Raw genomic sequence first — 21,690 nt, 5'->3', positions numbered from 1 at the left:
TAAAGCTATTTTGAATTTATGATTTTGACCTTATTATAGAAACTCTTAAGTTTCCTGCCTACGCAGGAAATTTTTGTTTTGACTATACTATTTAAAGTATTGTTAGATAAAGAACAAGATTAGCTTCGCTGAACCTGAAGGTTTCCTGCCTTCGCAGGAATTGAAAAACCCGAAACATTATTCTGTCCCGGGCTTCTCTGCTATTAATCAACTTAACTAACACTTTGATTAAATATGAAAACTTATCACATATATTCAGACGCTATAATCCCTGTTTTATTTCATCAGTTTTTCACTTTAACTTCCAATTAACAGAAAGTGCTTGATTATGAAGGGGAAACCTTCAGATTTAACACCTTTATGCTCATGCATAAAAGTTAGTGCTCAATAATTTAGCGATGCTTATAATGGGTTTTTAATTCCCCAAAAAAGGAATACTATAAGGGTGTGTAAAATAGAAAAATCCGAAGTCGAAACTTCGGATTTTAGGTATACCAACTTCGCTAATACCTTTTTTCAAAAAGTAGAAGGCTAATTCAAATCAATTTAAAAATAAGACAATAGTTAGTTAGGTGTGATAAAACAAGGGCTTAGATAGGAATGTTCCAACATTAACTCTACAATTAACATAACTTTAACGGTTGAAATATTTAATGCATTATTTTTTCTCGTTACATATTTAGCGTCTGGATCGTCTTAGTTGCTTGGTAGTGAGTTGTGTAATTGATAGTTTTCATTACATAATCCCACCGCCACCAGATTTTTCATTTTGATCTCTATTTTTTCGTTGTAAAGCGCGGTATTTGCCACCGCCAAAACGATAGGATAATCCGATGTTCCAGGAATTGCTTTCCCAATTGAATTGTCCCACTTGACGATAAGGCAGGTCGCTCTCAAATTGAGCCTTCATTGTATTGAAAATATCATTGTAATTAAAACTGAATGTGGCAGCATCATCCAAAAAGTTATATCGTAAACCGGTATTGACAAAATACATGGGTTTGCTGGTAAACTGTAAGCCTTCTCTTTCTGATCGGTACATGCCAAAAAGAGAAAAACTAAGCTTCTTAGTCGCTTTAAAAGTATTGTTCATTCTGAAACTGTAGGCTATGTTATCCACTTTAATTTCAGTAAGTCCTATATCATTTACTGTGGGTTCTTGTCCGATAGGTGTATTTAAAATTTCAGAAATACCTTTTTGGGTTTGTGAAAACAGATCAAAACTCGCATTAAAATTCCACCAGTCTGCAGGTTTGTAGGTGCTTGACAGCTCAATGCCGTACGCAGAGGTGTTGTCAAAATTATCATAAGTTAGAATGGTCTTGTTCAAATCCAGACGGTCAATAAATGCCGCTTGATTAATTTCATCTTCAATAATTCGATAAAAAACACCGCCTGTAAAGGAGCCTTTTTCTAATTTTCTTGTATAATTCAATTCAATGGAATTCGTAAACTGAGGTTGTAATTCTGTATTCCCGAAAGAAGAGGTTAGTGGAGTGCTCCATTCTCTAATGGGGTTTATTTGTCCTAAACCTGGTCGATCCACACGTCTACTCACACTCGCCTGATAGGAGTTTTTATCACTTGGTGTATAGGTCAGAAATGCGGAGGGATACACTTGTAGATAATCGTTTTTAAAAGGAATAGTTTCCCTTGAGTTTTCTGTATAGTTTATGGCTTTGGCGTCATCTGTAACACTTTCTGCACGGGCGCCCACTTGATAACTCCATTTTTCAAAGGTTTTTCCGTAAGTGAGATAAGCCGAATAAATACCTCTTTTATAATTAAAGTCTGTACTTGGAGTGTTGATGATGGCACCTGTTTCATTAAAGGATTTTCCTGTGGAATCATAATGCACATCCGTATTAAACAAACGCGCTTCAAGTCCAACTTCCAATTTTGCTTTGTCACTTAGCGGATTCACATAGTCCAAGTTGATGGTGGTTTGCTCACGATTGGTGTCAACAAAATCCATATAATTTGGAGGAAATGAAAAATTAGTATATGTGAAATCAGAAGCTTCATTTTCAGTATAGGTATTGTAATCCACCTCTAAATCGATTTTCTCGCCTTCTTTGGTCAAGTTATGCTTAAACACCAAATTGTATTGTGAGGATAGATTATCAGATAAAACATTAAAAACTTGAGCTTGAGTTGCCATATTCGGTCTTAAAATACTGACGGCGCCTAGGCCTTTACCATCATAGCTGTTTTGATTGGTAAATACGGAAATGGTATTGTTATCATCAGCATAAAAATCGATTCCAAATTTGAACAGATGGGATTTGTTGTTGTTGAAAATGTCAAAAGCCTGCTGAGAATTGTCATTAGGTCGATCGATGGTTCCGTAATTTTGGTTTTTGCCTATGTTGTTGCCATAATTCCCATAGAGATTGAACTTGCCATTTCTGTAATTCAAATCCATCGAGCTATTGAATTTCGCATGGATGTCTTTGGTCAAGCCAAGATTCAGGTTTCCATTAAAACCGACATTCGTGTTTTTATGAAGAATGATATTAATAATGCCGCTCATGCCTTCTGGATTATATTTTGCCGACGGATTGGTGATCAATTCAATTTGCTTGATTGAGGTTGACGGAATTTGTTTCAAGAGCTGCTCCACGGGAACATTGGATAGTTTTCCGTCTACCATGACACGCACATTCTGATTGCCACGTAAACTCAAACTTCCCGTTTGCTGATCGATACTTACGGAAGGAATGTTGTTCAAAATGTCGGACGCGGTCGGCCCAGAAGTGGTCAGGTCTTTTCCAACCGTAATCACTTTTCGATCCACTTTCTGTTGAATACTGGAGACTTCTGCAACTACGGTAACTTCATCTAAAGCCGCGATATTTTCTTCCAGTAAGATCTTTCCTAAATTGACATCATAGCCCTCTTTTCCGATTTTGAAAGGCTGTGTGATGGTTTTGTAGCCGATATATTGAATGTTTACGGAGTATTGGCCTTCAGGCAATTTTGAGATTTTAAAACTGCCGTCATCTTGAGTAATCGCGCCAGTGATGGTTGCGTTGGATGTGTTTTTGATGACAATGGTAACGTAAGGAAGTGGTTGGTTGAGATGGGCATCGATGACAGTTCCAGAAATAGAACCTTCTTTTAATTCATGGGAAGCCGACGGTTGTGCAAATAATGTAGAGCACATTAAAATGCAGAATAAGAATAATGATTTCATTAGTGATGGATTTTTTGATTTGATTGATGAATTTTGATTTGATTGTTATACTAGAGACGAGTACTTTTGATTATTGTTACACTGTTTTAATTTTTAGGAAAATATAATATTTGAAATCATGAAAAAAAGCAAGAAAACATTGGTGTTTGGAGCTTCGCTAAATCCGAGTCGTTATTCCAATATGGCGCTGCGCAAACTCGTGGCCTATGGACATGAGGTTGTTGCTTTTGGATTAAAAGAGGGTAGCGTTGAAGGAGTTGTGATTGATACGGAATTGAAGCCTTACGAGGCGGTTGATTCCATCACTTTATATATGAATGCCACTAGACAAGAGCCATTTTATGACTATCTAATTGCTTTGCAACCTGATCGTGTCATTTTCAATCCAGGGACAGAAAATCCTGAGTTTTTTAAACGCTTACGCGAGGCCAATATTGAATTTGAAATGGCCTGTACCTTAGTGATGCTTAGTACGGATCAATATTAGTCCGAAGAAGGTCAAGCTGCCATTTAGAATCAGAATGAAAAAATCAAAATCAAATCCAAACCATTTTAGGCTGTTGAAACTGATGATATAGGATAAAATTGGAGATAGGATGGCAATAATTGGAACCAGTTTGTCTTTTATTTGCCAGGTCGTGAATAATCCGAAAGCATAAAGTCCTAGCAAAGGTCCGTAGGTATAGCCAGCAAAAAGAAGCAACTTGGCAATGACGCTTTCGTCTTTGATTAGGTATTTAAAGGAGATGATTACGAAAATCAAGACAAAGGAAATGATGATGTGCATCCGCTTTCTAATGGCGATTTGTTTAGCAACATCGTATTTTTTTTCAATATCCAAAATATCAATACTAAAGGAGGTGGTCAAGGCGGTCAAGGTGCTGTCTGCACTACTGTAGGCCGCAGCAATCAATCCGATTAGGAAAAATACAAAAACGCCAATTCCTAAATACTCTTTAGCCAACACAGGAAAAAGCTCGTCGCGATGGGCGTCTATGCCGTTTTGCTGTGCGTACACGGTTAAGAGTAAGCCCAAGCTCAAAATAACAAAATTGACCAATGTTAACACAATCGTGAACCAAAACATGTTCTTTTGTGCATCCTTCAAACTTTTGCAAGTCAGGTTTTTTTGCATCATATCCTGATCCAGTCCTGTCATGGCGATGGCAATAAAAGCTCCTGATATGAATTGTTTCCAGAAATAATTACTGGATTTAAAATCGTCAAAAAAGAAGGTTTTAGAAAGATCACTATCCAAAACATAGCCTAAAATGTTTCCACTGCTGATGCCTAAGTCGTCACTCACATAAAATATGGTCACCCCAATGGCGATTAACATGAATAAGGTTTGCAAGGTATCCGTCCAAATAATGGTTTTTATGCCCGATTTAAAAGTGTACAACCAAATTAAAAACACCGTTAAAGTCACGGTTTGCCAAAACTGGATTCCCAAATCATCAAAGAGAATGACTTGCAGCACGTTGGCTACTAAGAAGAGTCTGAAGCTCGTTCCGACAACTCTGGAAATTAGGAAGAATGAAGCGCCCGTTTTGTACGAAGCATTTCCAAAGCGCTCCTCTAAATACGTGTAAATGGAAGTTAAATTCAGTTTGTAATAGAGAGGGAGCAACACGGTTCCAATAACTATATACCCAACAATATAACCCAGCACCACTTGCATATAGCTAAACTGTGAGGATTCAATCCATCCGGGAATGGAAATAAAAGTCACTCCTGATAGCGATGCGCCAATCATTCCAAAAGCCACAACATACCAAGGTGCTTGTTGATTTGCTTTAAAAAATGTATTGTTGTCTGATTTTTTTCCTGTAAGAAAAGAGATCAAAATGAGAATGGCAAAATAGGAAAGGATAAGAATGATAATAGTCGTGGAATTCATGTTTTGGGAAATCTGTCGGTAAATTTAGGTGTTGAACTTTCGTTTTTGCAAATCTCGGGCTTTAATGTGAAATAAGAATATGTTAAAGCACCAAAAAATAGGCACTAAAATTGTAAATTCGCCCCTATGGAATTTTCTTCAAAACTACTCGAAAAGGCGGTTAATGAAATGTCGCAACTCCCCGGAATTGGGAAACGTACGGCATTGCGATTGGTGTTGCATTTATTGCGGCAGCCTCAGGAACAAACAGCTTTATTGGCTTCGGCATTGCAGCATATGAGGAATGATATCAAATTTTGCAAAAGTTGCCATAATATCAGTGATACCGAACTTTGCGAGATATGTTCAAATCCGCGCAGAACTGAAGAAATCATCTGTGTGGTGGAAGATATCAGAGATGTGATGGCTATTGAAAATACGAGTTCCTTCAAAGGCTTGTACCATGTTTTGGGCGGCAAAATATCTCCTATGGATGGTGTTGGTCCCAATGATCTCAATATTGTTTCCCTTGTCGAGAAGGTGAGAGAAGGACATGTAAAAGAGTTGATTTTCGCCTTAAGTTCAACGATGGAAGGCGATACCACCAACTTTTATATTTTTAAGCAAATTCAGGATTGTGAAATTATTACATCAACAATTGCCAGAGGTATCTCAGTAGGAAATGAGTTGGAATATACAGATGAGGTTACCCTCGGAAGAAGTATTTTGAACCGAATCCCTTTTGAATCGTCTCTAAAATCTTGATGTATTTTTGAAGCTATCCGTCGTCATATTGAACTATAATGTGCGCTACTTTTTGGAGTTGTGCCTCAAAAGCGTGCAAGCGGCGTTAGTCGATTTGGATGCTGAAGTTATCGTTGTAGATAATCATTCTTCTGACGAGAGTTGCGCGATGGTAAAACAGCTTTTTCCGCAGGTCATTTTAATTGAAAATAAAGAAAACTTTGGGTTTTCCAAAGGTAATAATATAGGAGTTGCTCAGGCAAAGGGGGAATACCTGTGTATTCTCAATCCTGATACGGTGGTTGCCGAAGATACATTTACTAAGATTTTGGATTATGCCGAGAATAGCCCTAAAATGGGAATTTTGGGATGTCAACTCGTTGACGGACGTGGTCAATTCTTACCTGAAAGCAAAAGGAATATTCCGACGCCAATAGTCTCTATCAAAAAAATATTGGGTTTTTCAAATTCTTATTACGCTAATAGCTTATCGCCTTCAGCCATTGGTAAAGTTGATGTTTTGGTCGGCGCCTTCATGTTTCTTAAAAAAGAGATTTATAAAGAAGTCGGCGGTTTTGATGAAGATTACTTTATGTATGGCGAAGATGTTGATCTTTCCTATAAAGTCTTAAAGAGAGGATATCACAATCTGTATTATGGTAAAACAACGATCCTGCATTATAAAGGAGAGAGTACTTTAAAAGATAAAATCTACACCAAACGCTTTTATGGCGCCATGCATATTTTTTATAAAAAGCATTTCAAATCGAACCCTGTTTTTGATGTTATAATATGGTTTGGCATACGGTTTTCTCGCTTATGCATGAAAATGCCTAAGTCAACAGATAAAAAAGTAAAGTCGCACGTCCTTATAACAAATGATATACACTTACATAAAGAACTTCCTTTTGATGTGAAAATTATTCATAATTTAGCGGAGGTAACGGCCTCTTCACAGGTGGTTTTTGATGGGAATACCATTGGTTATGGGGAGCTTATTGATAAAATGGTGTCTTTAGATGTGTCCAAGGGTTTGACTTATAGGATTTTGCCTAAAAACGCTCGTTTTATAATTGGTAGCGACAGCTCACAACAACCTGGGGAAGTGGTTTTATGGTGAAATAATGAATGAATATATGCCTCATGAATTCCGAAATTATAAAGGATTGTGTAATGAAGTATGGCAATTTTAACTAATTTTGCAAGAGCAAATAGAAATTTTAGCATTAGAATAATAATATGGCAAAATTTGAATTGAAACTCCCGAAAATGGGGGAAAGTGTAGCAGAAGCGACAATTACGTCATGGTTGAAAAACGTTGGAGACAAGATTGAAGCTGATGAAGCAGTGTTGGAAATCGCAACCGATAAGGTCGATAGTGAAGTTCCAAGTGAAGTTGATGGCATCCTAACTGAGATCCTTTTTAAGGTCGATGACGTTGTAAAAGTAGGTCAGGTTATTGCTGTTATCGAAACTGATGCAAGTGTTGGTCAAGCACCTGCTGCGCCGAGTCAAGAAGAAACTTCAGCAGAAGTAGCTGAGATTCCAGAAGTTGCACAGGTAGCACAAACTGTTGAAGCAGCACGAACTGCTGTGGCAGCACCAGTAATTTCTACTGAAGATCGTTTTTATTCGCCATTAGTTAAAAATATAGCCAAACAAGAAGGTATTCCACAATCTGAATTGGACCAAATTTCTGGTACAGGTAAAGATGGGCGCGTTACCAAGAATGATATTATTGTATATCTCGAAAATAAGAAGTCAGCACCAACTGCTGAGTCGGCGAAAGAAATTTCAGTAGCAGAACCAGCACAACAAAAAGCAGTGGATAAACCACAGGTTGCTCCAGTCATTGGAAGTGATGGCGATGAAATTATAGAGATGACCAGAATGGGCAAATTGATTGCGCATCATATGGTGGAATCGATTCAAAGGTCGGCTCACGTACAAAGTTTTATTGAGGCCGATGTAACCAATATATGGAACTGGCGCAATAAGCATAAAAATGAATTTGCAAATCGTGAAGGCGAAAGTTTGACGTTTACACCAATTTTCATGGAAGCCGTTGCAAAGGCACTTCGCGATTTTCCAATGATGAATATTTCGCTTCAAGATGATAAAATCATCAAAAAGAAACATATTAATTTAGGTATGGCTGCGGCGCTTCCTGATGGCAATCTTATTGTGCCTGTTATTAAGGATGCCGACCAGTTAAACCTTCTTGGGATGACCAAGAAGGTTAATGATTTGGCCAACAGAGCGCGTTTGGGGCAATTGAAACCAGACGATATCCAAGGCGGAACCTATACCGTGACCAATGTTGGTACTTTTGGAAGTATCATGGGCACACCAATTATCAATCAGCCACAAGTAGGAATCTTGGCACTTGGTGCGATCCGCAAAGTTCCAGCTGTTGTAGAAACGCCTCAAGGCGATTTTATAGGCATCCGTTACAGAATGTTCCTATCCCATTCTTATGACCATCGTGTGGTCAATGGGGCGCTGGGTGGACAGTTTGTAAAAGCCGTCAAGGATTATTTGGAAGGCTGGGATATGAAAAGAGAAATATAATATATTGATTAGCCCTGACAGGTTTTTCGAAACTTGTCAGGGCTCTTATAAAACCTAAACAATTCATAAACCTAACCTTAACCTAGTTAGGTTTTTCTATTTTTGCATATAAAATTATTACCAGTCCACAGCTTTAGCAAAGACAGGAATAGTAAGCAACAAAAAACAGCTCAACAACAAACAATAATATATAACAATGACGCTCAATCTTACCAAACCCATTTGTTTTTTTGATCTTGAAACCACAGGTATTAATATCACTACCGATCGTATCGTGGAAATTGCCGTAATAAAGGTTTTTCCTAATGGTAATGAAGAGCGGAAAACGTGGTTAGTAAATCCGGAAATGCCAATACCTGCTGAGGTTACTGCAATCCACGGAATTTGTGACGCTGATGTTGCCGACAAGCCAACCTTTAAAGAGTTGGCAAAAGAGATTTATACGATGGTTAAGGATTCAGATTTGGCAGGGTTTAATTCTGACCGATTTGATATTCCATTATTGGCGGAGGAAATGTTACGTGCTGGTGTTGATTTTGATATGAAAGGTCGCGTAGCCGTTGATGTGCAAACCATTTTCCACAAGATGGAGCAGCGTACTTTAGCTGCCGCCTATAAATTTTATTGCGATAAAACTCTGGATGATGCCCATAGTGCTGCCGCAGATACGGAAGCCACTTATGAGGTTTTGAAAGCTCAAATAGCAAGATATGAGGAATTGGAAAATGACACCAAGTTTTTGGCCGAATTCAGTTCGCGAAAAAAGTTCGCTGATTTTGCCGGATTTATCACTTTCAATAAATATAATGAAGAATGTTTTTCTTTTGGGAAACATAAAGGCAAAAGGGTAGAAGACGTATTAAATGAGGAGCCTGGATATTTTGGATGGTTGCTCAATGCTGATTTTCCATTATATACCAAAAAAGTGTTGACAGCAATTAAGTTGAGAAATTTCAATAATAAATTAGCCTAGTCAGCAGTCAGCAGTTGGCAGTCGACAGTCGGTATTGAAAATTTCTTTTCTATTTCTGTGATTGACTCCGTGACGCTCTGCGTAACTCTGTGCAATAATCTGACATCTAGATTCTCTAATTAATTTTGTCAATCAAACAAAATAAAAAATAATAATAAAAAACATACAGCGTGAAAATCATCTGCATAGGCCGTAATTATACGGATCATATTAAGGAGTTGGCTAATGATAAACCAACAGATCCGGTTATATTCTTAAAGCCTGATACGGCGATCTTATTGAAAAAGCAGCCTTTTTTTATTCCCGATTTTTCTAATGATGTGCATCATGAAGTGGAAATTTTGGTCAAGATCTCTAAGGTTGGAAAACATATCGATAAAAAATTCGCGCATAAATATTATGATGAAATCGGTCTTGGTATCGACTTTACAGCGCGCGATTTGCAACAGAAATTAAAAGAAAAGGGTTTGCCTTGGGAAAAAGCTAAAGCATTTGATGGCGCTGCAGTAGTGGGTAAATGGTTGCCGAAATCCAATTTCGAGTCGGTTGATGCCATTAATTTTTCCTTAGAAAAAAACGGAACTGTTGTTCAGCAAGGTAATACAAGCCTTATGCTTTGGAAAATTGACGAACTCATAGAATATGTGTCAAAATATTTCACTTTAAAGATCGGAGACATTATCTTTACGGGGACGCCATCAGGAGTTGCTAAAGTAGAAGCGAATGATGAACTTAGGGGATTGATTGAAAATAACGAAATGTTTAAATTAACAATCAAGTAAATGGAAGTAAACTATAAACTTTATCGTGTTCGCGAATTAGCAGATGGCGATGAGGATTTTGTATTGGCTATTGCGGCGGCATTCTTGGAAGAAGTTCCTGAAGATGCAGCACGTCTAAAAAAAGCCGTTGCAGAAGCAGATTTTTATACAACGTATCAGGCCGCTCACAAAATGAAGCCTACTATCGATTTGTTTGAACTTGGTGTTTTGGACGATTTGATTATCGTTCAGGATTGGGGAAAGGATGAGAAAGTAAATGAAGACGTTTCTAGTCAATTGAAAACCGTTTTGGATGCTATCGAAAGAGCTGCTGAAGAAATAAAAAGCGATTTTAATCTCTGATGTTAGCCGAAATTATAACTATTGGAGATGAAATTCTTATTGGTCAAATAGTCGATACCAATTCGGCATTTATCGCCAAACAACTTAATAAAATAGGAGTTTCTGTCTATCAAATCACTTCCGTCCAGGATGATGAAACGCATATCCTAAAAGCTTTTAAAGAAGCCGAAGAAAACGCCAATATCATCATAATTACTGGCGGATTAGGACCAACCAAAGACGATATCACCAAAAAGACCATTGCCAAGTATTTTGACGATACGCTGGTCAGAAATGAAGCGGTCACAGAAAATGTCAAACGTATCTGGGAGGATTTTGTGGTTAAAACACCCACGCAAATCAATTTAGATCAAGCTTTAGTGCCTTCAAAAGCCGAAGTTTTGATGAATATGCATGGGAGTGCTCCAGGGATGTGGCTCGAGAAGAATGGTAAAATATTCATTTCGCTTCCAGGGGTGCCTTATGAAATGAAAGGATTGATTGATGATGCAGTGATTCCTAAACTTGTGAAACGATTTCAGTTTCCATACATCCAACATGAAACCTTATTGACCTATGGTCTTGGTGAAAGTGCTTTGGCAGAGCGTATTGAAGCTTGGGAGGATAGTTTACCTCCCTATATTAAATTAGCTTATTTACCGAGTTTAGGGCGCGTGCGTTTGCGTCTTTCTGGCAAGTCCATGGACAAACAATTAATTCAGAAGGAAATAAAACATCAAATTGAATTGTTGTTACCACAAATTCAAGACATCTTTGTGGGCTTTGAAAGTGCCGAGTCCATTGAAGCTGTTATTGGCCAACAATTGACCGCTATGGGTAAAACTGTAGCCACGGCCGAAAGCTGCACAGGCGGTAAAATAGCCGAATCTTTTACGGCAATTGCCGGCGCATCGCAGTATTTTAAAGGAAGTGTCGTCAGTTATGCCACGCAATCAAAAATTGATGTGCTGAAAATTGATGCGCAATTGATCAAGGAATTTTCGGTGGTCAGCAGTCAAGTGGCAGAGGTTATGGCCAAATCAGCCCTCAAATTATTCGATACGGACTATGCAATTGCGACAACAGGTAATGCTGGGCCAACCAAGGGAGATGCTGATGCTGAGGTGGGGACAGTGTTTATTGCGATTGCTACAAAGGACAACGTATGGTCAGATCGGTTTACGTTTGGCAATCATCGCCACAAAGTCATAAACAGGGCTACGACCAAGGCCTTTGAAATGCTAGAAAAAGAAATATTAAAAAAGTAACAATTTTAGTTTGTAGGTATTATAAAGTTTTACTAAATTTGCAAACTGTTTTAAATAACATAATTAAAGTTAGAAAGAATGTCAAGAGTTTGTGAACTTACTGGAAAAAAAGCGATGGTTGGAAACAACGTATCTCACGCTATGAATAAAACGAAGCGTAAATTTGATGCAAATTTGATCAAAAAACGTTTTTACATTCCTGAGGAGGATAAATGGGTAACTTTAAAAGTTTCTACATCAGCGTTAAAAACCATCAATAAAATTGGAATTGCTGCTGCACTTAAAGAAGCAAAATCTAAAGGATTTTTAAAATAATAGCCACAAGCTAAAAAGTTAAGATAATGGCAAAGAAAGGTAATAGAATACAAGTTATATTAGAATGTACCGAGCACAAGGAATCTGGTCAGCCAGGAACTTCTCGTTACATCACCACGAAAAACAAAAAGAATACGCCAGACAGAATGGAGATTAAGAAATTTAATCCTATCCTTAAGCGTATGACAGTTCATAAAGAGATAAAATAAATGAAGATTCCCATTGACATGGGAATTATAAAATAAATTTACAATGGCAAAGAAATCAGTAGCATCGTTACAAACAGGATCAAAAAGATTAACCAAAGCTATTAAAATGGTTAAATCTCCAAAAACAGGCGCTTACCAGTTCGTTGAAACTGTGACTGCTCCTGAATTTGTTGACGAATTCTTAAAGAAAAAATAAATATATACCCTATATTTTTTAAAAACTGCTTTCATTTGAAAGCAGTTTTTTTATGTTTATATTTGATTGAATGTTAGAAGGATTTGATGGTTAATTTTGTTTTGGGCGTTACCTTTTTTAAACTTACAAGGTCTCCAAAATAAACATGTAGCTAAAAAAAAGGTCGGGCTTTCCGCTATATCTTTTGCCGAAAAGGCAAAAGGATGCCGCTGCAAATGCGAAGCATTCACGAATACGATAATTTGAAAATGATACGTTATGAGTAATCCCTAACGCAAATCCGTCTTTGAATAATAAACACTGCTAACAAAAAATACCTTGACGTAAATGAGTTTTTTTAAAAAAATATTCTCTTCAGAAAAAAAGGAAACCTTAGACAAAGGTTTAGAAAAATCCAAAACCTCTTTTTTTACCAAGCTTAACAAAGCCGTTGCCGGAAAATCGAAAGTTGATGACGATGTTCTTGACAACTTGGAAGAAATCCTTGTGTCAAGCGATGTTGGCGTGGACACCACTCTAAAAATAATCGATCGGATTGAAGCGCGTGTTGCTCAAGATAAATATTTGGGAACTGCAGAGCTTAATCAAATTCTACGTGAGGAAATAGCAGGCTTATTATCTGAAATCGATAGCGGTAATGCTACGGAGTTTTCAATTCCAGCGGATAAGAAACCTTATGTGATCATGGTCGTCGGTGTCAATGGCGTTGGGAAAACGACGACTATTGGTAAGCTGGCTTCACAGTTTAAAAAACAAGGGTTAAGTGTTGTGCTTGGTGCCGCAGATACCTTTAGAGCGGCAGCGATTGAGCAATTGCAAGTTTGGGCAGACCGTGTTGATGTGCCTATGGTACGTCAAAATTTTGGAAGTGATCCAGCTTCTGTTGCTTTTGACACCATCAAACGCGGCGTTGAACTTAATGCTGATGTGATTATTATTGATACCGCTGGACGTTTGCACAATAAAGTCAATCTGATGAACGAGTTGACTAAAATCAAACGTGTCATGCAGAAAGTGGTTGCTGATGCGCCTCAAGATGTCCTTTTGGTATTAGATGGTTCTACGGGTCAAAATGCTTTCGAACAAGCGAAACAATTCACCGCAGCCACGGAAGTGACGTCATTAGCGGTGACAAAACTCGATGGAACAGCCAAAGGTGGTGTCGTCATTGGTATTTCTGACCAATTTCAAATTCCAGTAAAATACATAGGTGTTGGCGAAGGGATTGACGATTTGCAAGTTTTTAACAAATTTGAATTTGTAGATTCTTTTTTTAAATAGCTGAATTCCTGCCTTTCGACTAAGCTCAAGATAAACTCCGGCAGGAAACCTTTAGGTTCAGCGGAGCTAATCTCAGAGTTAAACTGAATAGCTTTCGAGATTATATTTTCCCTTTAAATTTCTCATTATGCTAATGGATAGATATTCTTTTCAATGCATCTCGCTTTAGCTTTAAAAAATTTTGACACGAATTTCACGAATTTTCACAAATTCACTCTTTCCCTGAGCGATTATCATAAATTTCACGAATACGACCGACTTTCAGTCTGTTCAACAAAATATGTGGGATATATGTCGGAGTTCCACCAACAACTTACTACGTTCTTAGATAATTTAAGCAGTTGTTGGTGTTTTCCACCAACAACATTGATGTGGGCGGCAATGTCTCTTACTCTATTTCCAATTAGCTTCTAAAAAGTTTGACACGAACCTGCCCGACTTCGTCGTTCAGGCGGGTTTCATGAATTTTCACGAACTTACTCATTCCACCGTTGTTGATGTTTTTCTGCCGTTGTTGGTGTTTTCCACCAACAACGTGCTCCGTTTTTAGATGATTTCTGATATTTCACAACTTACTTCATACTAAAAACGACTTTATCCAAACTCCAATCTCATTGTAAAATAGTTTTTCAGTATTTTTAATAAAAAATATTCACGATGAAACCATTTCTACTCTGCATGATTGTTCTGCTAATGTCTTCTTGTAAAAATTCCGAAAACAAAAAAGAGGATAATGAGAAGCCTTCTCAAGATATCAGTGCTATTTCAACCAAGGATTTTACGGAGTTTAAAGTCTTGGATTCCAAATTCATTGATACTTCGAAACTTTGGGAACCATTCAATAAGGATTTAAGCGATTTTACAGAAGAAAAATACAACGCCTTAAAGCTGTTAATTTTAGAACAGGACATTCCAGCGCTACAACAGCATATCCAAGATGGAAAATTGTCTTATGAAGATCTGACGAAATTCTATCTCTATCGCATTCGAAAATTTGATCGTGAAAATGACTTGTCGTTAAACTCAGTCATTGCTTTGAATCCCAATGTTATTTCCGAAGCCAAACAGAAAGACAGCGATCTCAAGAACAAAATGCGTAAACATTCGGTTTTCGGAATGCCGATTCTGTTAAAGGATAATATCAATACTTCTGAAATGCCAACCACTTCTGGAGCTGTGGCATTTCAAAATAATAACACGACTACCGATGCTTTCATTGTAGAACGTTTAAAGGAGAAAGGCGCACTGATTTTGGGAAAAGCCAATTTAAGCGAATGGGCTTATTTCTTTTGCGGCGATTGCCCAAGTGGCTATAGTGCGATAGGCGGTCAAACCTTAAATCCTTACGGTCGTAAAACGATGGATACTGGTGGTTCCAGTTCAGGAAGTGGGGCTGCGGTTGCTGCCAATTTTTGTGTGGCAGCTATTGGCAGTGAAACCTCAGGCTCTATTTTGTCGCCATCAAGTCAAAACTCTATCGTCGGATTAAAACCAACCATCGGTTTATTGAGTAGAACTGGGATTGTGCCCATTTCTTCAACTTTAGATACGCCTGGGCCAATGGCTAAAAACGTAATAGATACTGCTATTGTTTTAGACGCGATGTTAGGCTATGATGCGAACGATTCAAAATCGGTTACTTCAAAATCCGAAACCAGTTCTTATTATGATGCTATTCTTAAAGGAAATAACTTGGAAGGCAAACGCTTTGGAGCTTTTAAGGAATTGATGAAGGATTCTTTATATGTTAGGGCGATTTCCGATCTGAAAACTAAAGGTGCGCTAATCATTGAAATTGATGAGGATAAAGTAGAATTACCAGGTTTTTTAAGACTTTTAAATTTGGATATGCAAAATGACTTTTCGAACTATATTAAAACTTCGGGAGATCCTAAACTGACCATAAAATCTGTGGCGGATGTGATGGCGTTTAATGAAAAGGATTCTCTAGCGAGAATGCCGTATGGACAAAACCTATTTAAAGGAATTGTGGCCGATTCAGCTACTGACCAAGAATTTGATGAAATCAAAAACACCCTGAAAACCAATGGCAGATTGTTTTTTGACGCTGCCATGAAAAAACACCATTTAGACGGATTTTTGTCCATAAATAACTTTCATGCTGGTTTTGCAGCCGTGGCTGAATATCCTGCTATTACAGTGCCGATGGGTTATTCTGAAAGTGGCGTACCAGAAGGATTGACGTTTATCAGTAAGCCATTTTCCGAAAAGCTTTTATTAGGCTGGGCCTATACTTACGAACAAGTTTCCAAAAGACGTGTTGCTCCTAAAAATTATAATTAATTCGAAGAGCATTTGTTTTGCTCAAAATACCAAAAATCTGATTTCAGATATAGGATTCTGTTTTAGTTCCATTACGACCTTAGCGCTCATCTTTGCGTCCTTTGCGTTTGATTTTATAAACGCAAAGAACGCAAAGGTTTTTCGCAAAGATCGCAAGATTATAGAGTTCAACTTCCCGCCTCCGCTAAAGCTACCGCCTTCGCAAAGGCTTCGGAGGGACAGGCGGACGGACAGTCAATTTCATTTTCAACTTCGATTTCATTTTGAACTTCAATTTCAACTTCATTTCCGTATCTTTGCACACTTAATTTTTTTGGAATATGAGAACGAAGTCGATTAAAAAGAACCGCATCAATGTCGTGACCCTGGGTTGTAGCAAGAACGTATATGACAGTGAAGTCCTTATGGGCCAACTTAAAGCGAGTGGGAAAGATGTGGTGCATGAAGAGGAAGGTAATATTGTCGTGATCAATACCTGCGGCTTTATCAATAATGCAAAAGAAGAAAGTATCAACACCATCCTTGATTTCATGCAGAAAAAGGAAGATGGTGAGGTGGATAAAGTCTTTGTTACAGGCTGTTTAAGCGAACGTTACAAACCAGATTTGCAAAAGGAAATCCCAAATGTGGATCAATATTTTGGAACCACTGAATTACCTGCTTTGCTAAAAGCTTTAGGTGCCGATTATAAACACGAACTTATTGGCGAGCGTTTAACCACGACTCCAAAAAACTATGCCTATTTAAAAATTGCCGAAGGTTGTGACCGACCATGCAGTTTTTGTGCGATCCCGTTAATGCGTGGAAAACATAAAAGTACCCCGATCGAAAATTTGGTGCTTGAAGCAGAAAAATTAGCAGCCACTGGTGTGAAAGAGCTAATTCTAATCGCTCAGGATTTAACCTATTACGGACTCGATTTATACAAAAAGAGGAATTTAGCTGAATTGCTTGAGGCTCTTGTAAAAGTGGAAGGCATTGAGTGGATCCGATTGCATTATGCATTCCCGACTGGTTTCCCTATGGATGTTTTAGACATCATGAATAGAGAGGCTAAAATCTGTAATTATTTAGATATTCCATTACAACATATTTCCGATCATATTCTTAAAAGCATGCGTCGTGGTACCACGAAGGAAAAAACGACCAATCTTATAAAGGAATTTAGAAAAACAGTTCCAGAAATGACGATTAGAACTACCTTAATCGTTGGTTATCCTGGAGAAACTGATGAAGATTTTCAGGAATTAAAACAATGGGTTTCGGACATGCGTTTTGAGCGTTTAGGCTGTTTTACCTATTCGCATGAAGAAAATACACATGCCTTTAATTTGGAAGATGATGTTCCAGAAGAAGTCAAAATCCAACGCGCCAATGAGATTATGGAACTCCAGTCGCAAATTTCTTGGGAACTGAACCAAACCAAAATAGGACAAACTTTTAAAGTCGTTATCGATAGAAAAGAAGGTGAGTATTTTGTTGGGCGTACCGAATTTGACTCTCCAGATGTCGATAACGAAGTGCTCATTGATGCTTCAAAATGTTATTTAAAAACCGGAGAATTTACTACGGTAAAAATTACTGAAGCGGAAGATTTCGATCTTTACGCTGAAGTCGTAACGTCTTAAGCGTTATTGCTCGTACAGCTTTAAAATATACTACATAAAAAAGACCTGAATGCAAAAGTTGTGCACTCAGGTCTTTTTTATATCATCGAAGCACCTAATTCGTGTACCTTCTACTTGAACAAAAACTCCGATAGTCTGGCAATTGGCAGAGTGTTATTGTGCTAAAATCAATTTTCATTAATTTTAGATAGACTGTTTTTGGCCACATCTAAAGCTCTGAGTATCGGTTTCTTTTTAAGTTTGTGCCTACTCATGCGTTTTAAAATGTTGGCTAGCACTTTTACTGCTTCAGTAATATGAGGGCCTTTGTTAAGCATGACACATTCGGCTTGACCACTTATAGTAGCATCCGAAATTTCTGCTCTTGTGGCTATTCCTTTTTTGGCTAAATTATCTAATACCTGTGTCGCCCATATCACTGGTATATGTGCTGCTTCACACAAGAGAAGGATTTGATCTTGCACCTCTGAAATTCGATCAAAGCCTACTTCTACAGCAAGATCGCCCCTTGCAATCATGACGCCAATATACCTGTTTTTCATAGCTTCAAAAAGGATTAAGGGTAGGTTTTCAAAAGCTTCCTTATTTTCGATTTTGAATACAACGCCACATGAAGTGTTGTCTAATTTATCGAGTTCATTATAAAGTTGGGTAACATCAGCGGCCTTTCTGACAAAAGAATAGCCGAGCATATCCGCATGTTTACTTACAAAAGGAAGCAATTCAATGTCATCAGGAGTTAAGGAAGGTAAGGTAAGAGAAGTGTCAGGAAGGTTAATGCCCTTGTCCAGTTTCAGTGATGTTTTATGTGCCTTTTTTATTTGAATACGAATCTTGTCAGTAGCTTTAGAAACTGCGACTGCTTCTATGGCACCGTCATCAAAAAATACGCTATGTCCTACCTCAAGATCATCTATAATTTGTGGTAGTGTTACGGTTATTTGTGGGAGTTCATTTGTGTTATCAGCAAGCACCATTGTGTTGAGATTATCCTCCTTTTTAAGATAGAGGAAATCTCCATCCATTACGTTAAGGCTACTTTTAGTTTTCCATTTTTCGTCTTTTTTATTAAGGGAAAAAATCTCGGCAATCCTAATTTTAGGGCCTGGTAAATCCATGTATATTTTAACAGGCTGTTCCAAGGTTTCACTTACAGCATGTATATTAGTCAGCATTTTTTTCCATAAAGAAATGTCGCCATGACTAAGATTTATACGCGCTATGTTCATGCCCGATTGTATCAAGTCTTTCAATAAATCTGAATTTTCAGCAGTTTCGTCTGGCATAGTAACCATAATCTCAGTAGAATGTGCTTTCTTATTAGATTTAAAAAGTGCATTGACATGTTCCTGTAGCAGCTTTTGACTCCCCAAATAGCCAATGGTAGTGATGTTTTGGTCTTTTTCCCATGTGATACCTCGAAGCAGTTTTATCAACATTAGGGCGTTTGAAACGTTTGAAAGGGTGTATCCTGCACCACTGCCCAATGACGATATTCCAAGCTCAGATAGGTATCCCTGGATTTTTCGGATATCCATGCTTCTAAGTACCAAATATCTATATAAATTAATGGCGCTTTCGGCGTAGCGTGGATCAACAGTGAGATTCGTATTGTTTTCAGGGCTATGGCTTAAAAGCGACTCGTAAATCTTTTCAAGTCCTTTCTCTAGTTTTTTCAGGTTCATCAAATTTTTTTCGTTATAAAATGTTCTTGCCTTACTGACCATAAGGCGAGAACCAATTTAAACATTCTAGGCCTTAAAATCAATAATTTAAATCATGTTTTGACTGCTTTATTATGTTATAGATTGAAACTTATGAACACTGAAGTGTACTTATGTCCCCTATTTTATTTCCCGCAGATTTCTTAAATCTGTTCTCAGATATCTTCAGTTATATGACAAAAAACGGATATGTATAATTTACATTACTAATAATTTGGAAGCAATAGAAAAGTAAATCAATACACCACAAATATCACAAAGACTTGTAACCAATGGCGCACTCGCCGTAGCGGCGTCTATTTTTAACTTGGTAAATATAAAGGGTAAAATCAATCCAATTAAACTGCCCAGCATCACGTTTAAAACCATAGCAATACAAACCACTACAATGATTTCTGGAGCCCTAAAGCTTGCGACTAGCGCGATACTTGCTGCCATAGTTATTCCTAATAAGAAGGACACTAAAAGTTCTCTTCCAATTAATTTATACCAATCGGAGATTTGAATTTCGCCCAAGGCTAAATAACGAATCATAAGGGTGGCCGATTGCGAACCTGCATTACCACCACTATCAATCAGTAAGGGTAAAAAGAATACCAAGGCAACGAAGGATTGAATAATATCTTCAAAACCGGCTAAAGCTGCTCCTGAAAAAACATTCATAAAAACTAAAAGCACCAACCAGACAATCCTGTTTTTATAGAGATTGAAAATACGTTCCTTAAGCGGGTTTTTACCGGCATTTTGAACCGATCCAAACTTGTGGAAATCTTCAGTGGACTCTTCTTCAATAACGTCCATGATATCGTCGAACGTCACAATACCCAAAAGCACACCATCTTTGCTCAAAACCGGTAAGGCCACACGATCGTAATTTTTAAAAACCTGAATGGCAGTTTCCTGGTCGTCTAAAGCATATAGAGAAACAAACCGATGATCAATAAGGTTAGTAATAATTTCCTCCGGACTGGCGAAAATCAAAGCCTTAATATCAATGTCGTCTATCAGTTTCCATTCGTCATCAACAATATAAATAACGTTTAAAGTTTCAGAGTGCTTCCCGTGCGTTCTGATATGTGCAAAAGCTTCAGCTACTGTAAAATCTGCTTTTATGGCAACAAACTCCGTGGTCATTAAACGACCAATACTATCCTTAGGGTAACTTAAAAGTTTAACCGTAATTTTCTGCTCTTCCGGCGTTAGTCTTTGTATTAATTTCTGTGCAATATCGCCAGGTAATTCTTCAAAAAACGCAGTTCTATCATCCGGCTCAATATCATTGAGTAAGCGAGCTAATTTTTGTAGGTTTTCAGCCAATCCTTCTATAACTGCTTCTTGTTCAGAATGGTTGAGCATCTTAAAAACTTCCTTGGCTTGTTGCCGGGATAATAATCTAAATAAAATTATCTGATTGCTTTTTGAGGAACTTTCAACCAAATCTGCAGCTTCAATAGCATCCAAATCTTGCAGCGAACTTTTGAGTTTACGCCACTTTTTGTTTTTAATGAGCTCAAGATAATCAGTTTTATTTGCTATCATACCTGATGTTTATTGGTGGGTTATAAGATGGGTCTTCTAAAATAAAATTTTGGCAAAAATCTGTATAACCAAATCTTGAAAAATATGCCGATGCTTTTTTTAGTGTGATGCAAATGTAGGATTTATCTTTTGCTTTAAAAAGCTCCTAGTTTGTTCTTTAAACTGATCGCTCGATGTGGTTAGGTTTTTAATCGATAGAGTTCGTAAGGAGCTCGACATGATTACGTCATCTATTTTATATTACTTAATTTTGAGTATTCCAAAAATCATATAAAGTGAAAAAAATACTAATTATAGAAGATGATCCAGAGCTGAATAGAAATTTAAAAGATGCCTTAACTGCTGAAAACATGCAGGTAGAAACAGTTTATGATGGGCTTTTGGCAGAAAGAATTCTTAATAAATCGCATTTTGATTGTATTTTACTAGATGTTAATTTACCAGGAAAGAATGGTTTTGACTTGGCTAAAGATTTTAGAACCCATAACACATCTACACCAATATTAATGATTTCGGCATTTTCTGAATTGGAAGATAAAGTACAAGGTTATGAAATGGGTGCAGACGATTATCTTACCAAACCCTTTTATATGCGCGAGTTGATTTTGAAAATCAATTCGCTGATTAAAAGAAGCCAAAATACTGCTGCAGCCACAAAAGAAAATGCCATAATAATTGCAGGAGATCTTCAATTAAACACCACTTTAAAAGAAGTTAGCCGACAAGGCATCGACATTGCATTAACCCCGCGAGAATATCA

20 protein-coding genes are annotated in these 21,690 nt (G+C 37.5%); 15 read left to right on the top strand and 5 right to left on the bottom strand.

What is annotated here, in order from left to right:
* Positions 1-736: 736 nt before the first annotated feature.
* Positions 737-3,196 carry a TonB-dependent receptor gene (locus tag ACOH2D_RS16445; protein WP_449535922.1) on the bottom strand — a complete coding sequence of 820 codons (2,460 nt, stop codon included), beginning with the start codon at positions 3,194-3,196 and terminating at the stop codon, positions 737-739.
* Between the two features lie 118 nt (positions 3,197-3,314).
* On the opposite strand from ACOH2D_RS16445, the gene ACOH2D_RS16440 reads away from it, so the two are divergent.
* Complete coding sequence (locus ACOH2D_RS16440; RefSeq protein WP_348037214.1) at positions 3,315-3,683, top strand: CoA-binding protein; 369 nt, start codon at positions 3,315-3,317, stop codon at positions 3,681-3,683.
* Here the strand turns inward: ACOH2D_RS16440 and ACOH2D_RS16435 are convergent.
* Entirely contained in the window at positions 3,654-5,096 is a 1,443-nt protein-coding gene (locus ACOH2D_RS16435) for a sodium:solute symporter (RefSeq protein ID WP_348037216.1), read from the bottom strand. The two genes, ACOH2D_RS16440 and ACOH2D_RS16435, sit on opposite strands and share 30 nt — an antisense overlap.
* A 126-nt stretch (positions 5,097-5,222) precedes the next feature.
* On the opposite strand from ACOH2D_RS16435, the gene recR reads away from it, so the two are divergent.
* From recR to ACOH2D_RS16375, 12 genes are all read left to right on the top strand, one after another.
* Positions 5,223-5,840 carry a recombination mediator RecR gene (recR, locus tag ACOH2D_RS16430; protein WP_348037218.1) on the top strand — a complete coding sequence of 206 codons (618 nt, stop codon included), beginning with the start codon at positions 5,223-5,225 and terminating at the stop codon, positions 5,838-5,840.
* Between the two features lie 7 nt (positions 5,841-5,847).
* A complete protein-coding gene (locus ACOH2D_RS16425; protein ID WP_449535921.1) occupies positions 5,848-6,939 on the top strand; it encodes a glycosyltransferase family 2 protein in 1,092 nt (363 codons plus the stop codon).
* A gap of 119 nt (positions 6,940-7,058) precedes the next feature.
* The gene (locus tag ACOH2D_RS16420) at positions 7,059-8,390 is read left to right on the top strand and encodes a dihydrolipoamide acetyltransferase family protein (protein ID WP_449535920.1); all 1,332 of its coding nucleotides are present in this window, start codon (positions 7,059-7,061) and stop codon (positions 8,388-8,390) included.
* Between the two features lie 196 nt (positions 8,391-8,586).
* A complete protein-coding gene (locus ACOH2D_RS16415) occupies positions 8,587-9,363 on the top strand; it encodes an exonuclease domain-containing protein (protein WP_449535919.1) in 777 nt (258 codons plus the stop codon).
* Positions 9,364-9,533: 170 nt separating this feature from the next.
* The gene (locus ACOH2D_RS16410; RefSeq protein WP_449535918.1) at positions 9,534-10,145 is read left to right on the top strand and encodes a fumarylacetoacetate hydrolase family protein; all 612 of its coding nucleotides are present in this window, start codon (positions 9,534-9,536) and stop codon (positions 10,143-10,145) included.
* Positions 10,146-10,487 (top strand): Hpt domain-containing protein, encoded by a 342-nt coding sequence (locus tag ACOH2D_RS16405; RefSeq protein WP_348037827.1) that lies wholly within the window; start codon positions 10,146-10,148, stop codon positions 10,485-10,487.
* Positions 10,487-11,734, top strand: coding sequence for a competence/damage-inducible protein A (locus tag ACOH2D_RS16400; protein WP_449535917.1), 1,248 nt, complete (start codon positions 10,487-10,489; stop codon positions 11,732-11,734). The genes ACOH2D_RS16405 and ACOH2D_RS16400 overlap by 1 nt, the downstream gene beginning before the upstream one ends.
* Positions 11,735-11,812: 78 nt before the next feature.
* Positions 11,813-12,049, top strand: coding sequence for a 50S ribosomal protein L28 (gene rpmB / locus ACOH2D_RS16395; protein WP_066429794.1), 237 nt, complete (start codon positions 11,813-11,815; stop codon positions 12,047-12,049).
* A gap of 26 nt (positions 12,050-12,075) precedes the next feature.
* A complete protein-coding gene (rpmG, locus tag ACOH2D_RS16390) occupies positions 12,076-12,258 on the top strand; it encodes a 50S ribosomal protein L33 (RefSeq protein WP_007648529.1) in 183 nt (60 codons plus the stop codon).
* Positions 12,259-12,301: 43 nt separating this feature from the next.
* A complete protein-coding gene (locus ACOH2D_RS16385; protein ID WP_449535916.1) occupies positions 12,302-12,454 on the top strand; it encodes a DUF4295 domain-containing protein in 153 nt (50 codons plus the stop codon).
* Between the two features lie 327 nt (positions 12,455-12,781).
* Positions 12,782-13,735, top strand: a complete 954-nt coding sequence (ftsY, locus tag ACOH2D_RS16380) for a signal recognition particle-docking protein FtsY (RefSeq protein ID WP_449535915.1) — start codon at positions 12,782-12,784, stop codon at positions 13,733-13,735.
* A gap of 657 nt (positions 13,736-14,392) precedes the next feature.
* Positions 14,393-16,039, top strand: coding sequence for an amidase family protein (locus ACOH2D_RS16375; RefSeq protein ID WP_449535914.1), 1,647 nt, complete (start codon positions 14,393-14,395; stop codon positions 16,037-16,039).
* A gap of 167 nt (positions 16,040-16,206) precedes the next feature.
* On the opposite strand, the gene ACOH2D_RS16370 is transcribed toward ACOH2D_RS16375, so the two are convergent.
* Positions 16,207-16,341: a hypothetical protein gene (locus ACOH2D_RS16370; RefSeq protein ID WP_449535913.1), complete on the bottom strand. Its 135-nt coding sequence runs from the start codon at positions 16,339-16,341 to the stop codon at positions 16,207-16,209.
* Between the two features lie 18 nt (positions 16,342-16,359).
* Here ACOH2D_RS16370 and rimO point away from each other — a divergent pair, with 18 nt between their 5' ends.
* A complete protein-coding gene (gene rimO, locus ACOH2D_RS16365) occupies positions 16,360-17,667 on the top strand; it encodes a 30S ribosomal protein S12 methylthiotransferase RimO (RefSeq protein WP_449535912.1) in 1,308 nt (435 codons plus the stop codon).
* Positions 17,668-17,834: 167 nt separating this feature from the next.
* Here rimO and ACOH2D_RS16360 read toward each other — a convergent pair whose 3' ends face one another.
* Entirely contained in the window at positions 17,835-19,352 is a 1,518-nt protein-coding gene (locus ACOH2D_RS16360) for a pyruvate kinase (protein ID WP_449535911.1), read from the bottom strand.
* Between the two features lie 237 nt (positions 19,353-19,589).
* Entirely contained in the window at positions 19,590-20,930 is a 1,341-nt protein-coding gene (gene mgtE, locus ACOH2D_RS16355; RefSeq protein WP_449535910.1) for a magnesium transporter, read from the bottom strand.
* 275 nt (positions 20,931-21,205) lie between these two features.
* On the opposite strand from mgtE, the gene ACOH2D_RS16350 reads away from it, so the two are divergent.
* Positions 21,206-21,690 (top strand): response regulator transcription factor (locus tag ACOH2D_RS16350; RefSeq protein WP_449535909.1); only part of this gene is annotated, 485 nt, incomplete at its 3' end.

It is taken from the genome of Gelidibacter sp., assembly GCF_053579655.1.
This window is presented reverse-complemented; position numbering and strand designations above follow the sequence as displayed.